The 5,458-nt window shown below is 70.2% G+C and carries 4 protein-coding genes and 1 pseudogene; 4 read left to right on the top strand and 1 reads right to left on the bottom strand.

The annotated features are described in order from the left end of the window. From rsmB to FW784_RS12325, 4 genes and pseudogenes are all read left to right on the top strand, one after another. Positions 1-1,042: 16S rRNA (cytosine(967)-C(5))-methyltransferase RsmB (gene rsmB / locus FW784_RS12340; RefSeq protein WP_149353636.1), on the top strand; the 1,042-nt coding region annotated here is incomplete at its 5' end. Positions 1,043-1,238: 196 nt separating this feature from the next. Then, positions 1,239-2,911, top strand: a pseudogene (locus FW784_RS12335) (ArnT family glycosyltransferase). Between the two features lie 31 nt (positions 2,912-2,942). Then, the gene (locus FW784_RS12330) at positions 2,943-3,971 is read left to right on the top strand and encodes a glycosyltransferase family 2 protein (RefSeq protein WP_187770799.1); all 1,029 of its coding nucleotides are present in this window, start codon (positions 2,943-2,945) and stop codon (positions 3,969-3,971) included. Continuing rightward, complete coding sequence (locus tag FW784_RS12325) at positions 3,968-5,110, top strand: glycosyltransferase (protein WP_149353633.1); 1,143 nt, start codon at positions 3,968-3,970, stop codon at positions 5,108-5,110. The genes FW784_RS12330 and FW784_RS12325 overlap by 4 nt, the downstream gene beginning before the upstream one ends. A 125-nt stretch (positions 5,111-5,235) precedes the next feature. On the opposite strand, the gene FW784_RS12320 is transcribed toward FW784_RS12325, so the two are convergent. Further along, on the bottom strand, positions 5,236-5,458 hold a 223-nt coding region (locus tag FW784_RS12320), incomplete at its 5' end, for an LpxL/LpxP family acyltransferase (RefSeq protein ID WP_484482018.1).

Below are 5,458 nucleotides of genomic sequence, written 5' to 3'. Positions count from 1 at the left end.
CGCGCAGATCGACCCGCTCGCGTTGCCCGCGCATGCCGCGGTGGCGGCCACGGTGGAGGCGATGCGCGCGATCGGACAGGACCATCGCTCCGGCCTCGCCAACGCACTGCTGCGACGTGCCATCCGCGAAGGCATCCCGGCGGGCGACCCGCGCGCGCACTGGCCCGGCTGGCTGCGCACGCGCATCGAAGCCGACTGGCCGGACGACGTCGATACGATCTTCGACGCCAGCCTGCGCATGCCGCCGATGTGGCTGCGCGTCAACCGGCTGCGCACGACGCGCGACGACTACCTCGCGCGCCTTGCCGATATCGGGGCCGAAGCGCTCGTCGACGCCGACCTTCCCGATGCGCTGCGCCTTGCGCAGCCGGTCGCGGTGGCCACGCTGCCGGGCTTCGATGTCGGTGTCGTCACCGTGCAGGATGCCTCGGCGCAGGCCGTCGCCGACGCGCTCGATCCACCGGCCGGCGCCCGCGTGCTCGACGCCTGCGCGGCGCCCGGCGGCAAGACCACTCACCTGCTCGAACGCGATCCGTCGCTCGCCGTGACCGCGATCGACGTCGATCCGTCGCGGCTTGCGCAGGTCGGCGATGCATTGCGACGCCTCGGCTTCGACAGCGCGCGCCTTCTGGCCGCGGATGCCGCCGACGTCGCCGCGTGGTGGGACGGCACGGGGTTCGACGCGGTGCTGCTTGATGCGCCGTGTTCGGCCACGGGCATCGTGCGTCGCCAACCCGACGTGGTGCTGCATCGTCGTGAGAGCGACCTGGTCGCGCTGCTCGCATTGCAGGCGCGCTTGCTGGATGCCCTGTGGACCACGCTGGCACCGGGCGGCGTGTTCGTCTACGCGACCTGCTCGATCCTGCGCGACGAGAACGATCGGCAGGTCGCCGCCTTCCTCGCGAGAACGCCGGATGCGCGCGCGGAGCCGCTCGACGACCGCTTCGGTCGCGAGTCCGGCGCAGGCCGACAGGTGCTGCCGGGCGAGCGCGGCCGCGACGGGTTCTTCTATGCGCGGTTGCGCAAGGCATCCGTCGCCTGAGGCCGCGCTTCCGATGCAGCGAATCTGCAGCACGGGGCCGCCCCGGCCGGGCCGAAGACGTGCCGCGCAGTGAGCGTGGCGATGCTTCGCCGCTCGTGTGTCGCCGCTCGTGTGTCGCCGCCGTGGGTAGTACCGACATGGCTAGCCTGAGCGCCCCCAGGCCGAACCCGCAGCGCCTGTCGCTATGATCGCCGCCATGTTGAAGACCGCCGAATCCCGCGAGCGATGGCTGTTCTGGCTCGTGGCCCTTGTCGTACTCGGCGCCGGGCTCGGGCTGCGCGATCCCTGGCCGGCTGACGAACCGCGTTTCGCACTGGTCGCGAAGCAGATGGTGGAAAGCCATCAGTGGCTGTTCCCGATGCGTGGCAGCGAGCTCTACGCGGACAAACCGCCACTGTTCATGTGGCTGCAGGCGATCGCCTTGACGCTCCTGGGGAACCTGCGCGTCGCGTTCCTGCTGCCATCGCTGCTGGCGTCGATCGGTACGCTGTGGCTGGTGCGTGACCTCGGTACGCGGCTTTACGAGCGCAGCGCGGGCGCATACGCGGCGTGGGCGTTGCTTTTCACCTTCGCGTTTACCTTCCAGGCACGGCGCGCCCAGATCGATCCGTTGCTGGTGTTCTGGGTGGTGTTATCGGTGTACGGCCTGTTGCGCCACGTGCTCCGCGGCCCCGTCCTGCGTTGGTGGTATGTCGGCTGGTTCGCCGCCGGGCTGGGCGTGATCACCAAGGGCGTCGGCGTCATCGCGCTGCTGTTCCTCGTGCCCGCCGCGATCGCGCAGGCTCGCGGCTGGATCGGCGTCAACGCGATGGGCTGGCGGCGCCCGGCGACGTGGCTGGCACCCGTCGCGCTGCTGCTACCGATCGCGCTGTGGCTGGCCCCGATGTTGTGGACCGTTGCGCACAGCAGCGATCCGGCGCTGCATGCGTACGCCGACAACATCCTGCTCCGGCAAACGGCCAGACGCTATGCCGATCCGTGGCATCACCGCCAGCCGGCCTGGTATTTCGTCGTCGTGATCGCGACGCAATGGCTGCCGGCCGTGCTCGCGGTGCCGTGGGTGTGGCGCGGGTGGCGCGACGCGTTGCGCCAGCGCGATGCGCGCCTTGCCGTGCTGCTCGGCGGCGTCGCGCTGATCGTGCTGTTCTTCACCCTCAGCGCCGGCAAGCGCGAGGTCTACATCCTGCCGGCGCTGCCGCTGTTCTGTGTCGCGCTCGGGCCGTGGCTGCCGCGCGCAGTCGAGCGGCCCGGCGCACGCCGTCTCGCATTCGGCCTGGCCGCGCTGATGACGTTGCTGGCGACGGCGGCCGGCGCAATGGTCGTGTTCGGGCATCCGTCGTTCGAGGCGCAGCTCGACGAAGCATCTTCGCGGGCGGCGCCGACGCGCTCGGCCGCGTGTTGCTGGCGCTCGCAGCGTGGGGCGTCGCCGCGCTGTTGCTGTTCGGCCCGAGGCGGGGCGTAGCCGCGTTGCTGGCCACGCTCACAGGCCTGTGGCTGCTCGTCGGCCTGGTCGCGCAGCCGCTGCTCAATGACGCGAGCTCGGCGCGCGGCGTGATGCAGCGCGCCGCGATGAACATGCGGCCGACCGACGAGCTTGCACTGGTCGCGTGGAAGGAGCAGAACCTGTTGATGGCAGACCGGCCTGCACGCACGTTCGGTTTTACCCGCGACGTAGCCGCGCAGTTCGCCGACGCGCTCGCATGGCAGCGTGCCGCGCCGACGCAGCGCTGGCTGATGCTCGAGGACGATGCGCTGGCGCCGTGCATCGACCGCCGCGCCGGCATCTTCGTGGGGCACAGCAACCGTCGCGAATGGTGGCTGCTGCCGCTCGTCGCCTCGGCCGCCTGCCCCGCTGCGCCGCGCCGGTAGACTTCGCTCGCCTCCCGGCAGGATGCCCGACGTGACCGATCCCGACGCGCCCCGACCTGCACCCTGGCTCAGCCTGTTGCTGCCGGTCTACAACGTGCGGCCGTGGCTGGGCGCCTGCGTCGACTCGATCCTCGCGCAGGGCGTTGGCGGCATCGAAATCGTGCTGGTGGACGATGTCTCGACGGACGGCTCGGTCGAACTCGCGCGCGAGCTGCAAGCCGCGCATCCGGGCGTGGTGCGCGTGATCGCGCACGACCTAAATCGCGGCGTTTCGTGCGCGCGCAACACGCTGATCGCGAACGCGCGCGGCGACTATCTGTGGTTCGTTGATTCCGACGACCTGCTCTGCGACGGCGCGCTCGCCTCGCTTCGCGCGATCATCGACGCGCACGCGCCGGACCTGGTGCTCTGCGACTACCGCCTCGTGCGTTCGCCGTTCCGTCTGAAGCATCGGCTGCGTGGCGAGCTGCACCGCCGTACCTTCCACGGACCGGCGCGCACGCTGCTCCGGGACCGCTCGGTGCTGATCGAAGGCGTGCTCTCGCAGGGGCAGCTGCACGTGTGGTCGAAGATCGCCCGGCGCTGCATCTGGGAGCACGTGCACTTTCCGGAGGGCCGCTACTTCGAGGACATCGCCGCGATGCCGCCCCTGTTCGCGCTGTCGCGAACCTTCTACTACGCACCCGAGCCATGGATCGGCTATCGCCAGCGCCCCGGTTCGATCATGCGCAGCATGTCGCCCGACAAGCTCGAACACCTCAACCGCGCGGTGGTCGAGCTGCATGCGGCGATCACGGAGGGTGACTATGAACTCGACGAGCGCGGGCGCTTCGCCGTCGACTATTTCTGCCTGAAGACATACGCGTCGCTCGCGAGGCGTTTCGATCGCGGGCTTCTAGCGGAGCAGCCGGATGCGCGAAGGCTGTGCGCACAAAGCCTGCAGGCCATGTTCCCGGGCGGCGTGGAGAGTGTGCTGTCGGCGTATGGTCGTCGTGGCTGGCACATGCGCCGGCTGCGCACGCGCTACTACCTGGGTCGCCTGGGTTGGCTCGCGCGGTGAGTTCGAGGCGGCTGCGCGTTGCCCATTTCGTAACGGGGGGCTTCTCGGGCGGCGCCACGCAGGTCGCGATCGCGCTAGTGAATGCGCAGCGTGCCGGCGACGCGATCGAGCCGCTGCTGGTGTTGCGCCGCAAGCGGCGTACCGATCCGGCGCGCGTTGAGGAGCTCCGCACGGCTGGTGTTCCGCTCGAGCTGGTACCCGGCTGGTCGCATGTGGCCACCATCGCTTCGCTCGTCGCCCTGTGTCGTCGCTGGAAACCGGACGTGCTGGTCGCACACGGCTTCTCCGAGCACCTCTGGGGCCGTTACGCGGGCCTGCTCGCTGGCGTGCCCGCGCTGGTCCACGTCGAGCACAACACGCGCGAGCGCTATACGCGCTGGCGGCTCGCGCAGTCGCGCTGGCTCGCGCGTCGCACGGCGCGCATCGTCGGCTGCTCGGAAGGCGTTCGACAGGTGCTGCTCGACATGGGCATGCCGGCCAAGCGCACGGTCGCGATCGCCAACGGCATCCGCGTCGAGCCGTTCGCGGATGCGGACGCACATCCGCTCGCCTCGCGGGAGGCCGGGATCGTGATGGTCGCGCGCTTTTCGAAGCAGAAGGACCACGCCACGCTGGTGCGCGCGGTCGCGCTGCTTCGCGACCGCGGGCTCGCGCCGCCGCTGCTTTTCGCAGGGGCCGGAAAGCCCGCGCATCGTGAGCCGGTCGAGAGCCTGGTACGCGAGTTCGGGCTCCAGTCGCAGGTGAGGTTCCTCGGCCTGCATCGCGACGTGCCGACCTTGCTGATGCGTCATCGCATCTGCGTGCTTTCCACGCATTACGAAGGCATGCCGCTGGCGTTGATCGAAGGCATGGCCGCGGGCTGCGCGGTGATCGGGAGCGCCGTGCCAGGTGTGCGCGAGACGCTGCACGACGGCGTCGACGGCCTGCTGGTGCCGGAGGGCGACCCACAGGCACTCGCCGATGCGCTCGAGCGGTTGCTGCGCGACGATGCCTTCGCGGCGCGCCTGGGCGCCGCGGCCCGTACTACGGCGACGACGTGCTACAGCCGCGAACGCATGGCATCGGGGTACGAAACGATGTTGATGGACGTGGCGCGCGAGGCCGGCATCGATCTCGGCTGCTCCGTGTCACCTCGCTGATCGCTGTTCGCGCCTGCGGGTGCTTGGGGCGCAGCGGTAGAACCTAGATGGTGCGCCGAAGCGCAGGTTTCGATTGCGCTCGTGCATTGGCCGGCACCCTGCCGTCAGGAGCACCCGATCGGACGTCAGTAGCAGTCCGGCCAGTACGGGTTGCCGCCATCGGGCTGCAGCGAAAAGCGCTTGTAGGTCCACTGGTACTGCGCGGGATCGCGCCGCGCGACCGACTCGACCGCGGCATTGAGCGCAGCCACCGACGTGGCGACGTCGCGGCTGGCGACGTCGGTGGGCGCGGGCTCGACGTGCAGCGCGAAGCGTGGCCCGCCGGCGTCCTCGCCGACACGCTCGCAC

It is taken from the genome of Cognatilysobacter lacus (assembly GCF_008274655.1).
GTDB classification, from domain to species: Bacteria; Pseudomonadota; Gammaproteobacteria; order Xanthomonadales; family Xanthomonadaceae; genus Cognatilysobacter; species Cognatilysobacter lacus.
The sequence above is the reverse complement of the archived record's forward strand: the minus strand, read 5'-3'. Positions and strand labels throughout refer to the sequence as shown.